This is a genomic window from Micromonospora craterilacus (assembly GCF_003236315.1).
In the GTDB taxonomy this organism is placed as follows: domain Bacteria; phylum Actinomycetota; class Actinomycetes; order Mycobacteriales; family Micromonosporaceae; genus Micromonospora; species Micromonospora craterilacus.
On sequence record NZ_POTY01000547.1, the window covers coordinates 1 to 559 of the forward strand.

Annotated in this window: 1 pseudogene; it reads left to right on the forward strand. The window is 71.7% G+C overall.

Annotated elements, in window-relative coordinates:
* Window positions 1-559 (forward strand): annotated as a pseudogene (locus C1I95_RS34360) (hypothetical protein); the annotation flags it as partial.

Consider the following 559-nt stretch of genomic DNA (forward strand, 5'->3'; position numbering starts at 1 on the left):
CTGCGGGTGCACGGTGTCTCGGGGACGTCCGCCGAAGCGCTGCTGGATCACCCGATCGTGACCCGGGTGGCCGGGGACGACAATGCCGGTTTCTACCGGCCCCGGCCGGGGTTCGGGATCAGTGACCGGCCGGGTGGGTTGGAGGTGGAGGCGTACCGGTGGGGTGCGCTGACCGCGGGCGCCACGGTGCGGACCTTGTCGTTGCTGTTCCTGTTGCCGTTCATGTTGGTGAACCTCTCCGTGTGGACGCGGCCGGCGACCGGCGGGACGGGCGGGTTGATCGGTCCGTTGTGTCGGCTGTTGGCCGCCAGCCTGACCGCCGCGTTCGTGTTGTCCGTCGTGGGGGTGACGGTCGACATCGTGGGCTGGCAGTGCGCCCCGTACCGTCCGTGTGTTCGGGGGCGTGGCTATCTGGGGTGGTTGGCTGACATGCCGCTCGGGCCGCGGCTGGCGGTGCTCGCGCTGGTGCCGATCGGCGCGTTGCGGCTGTTGTGGTGGCTCGGCGAGCGGTCGGCCCGGGCGTTCGAGGCGTTCCCGGCCGCGCGTGGGCAGGACCGCA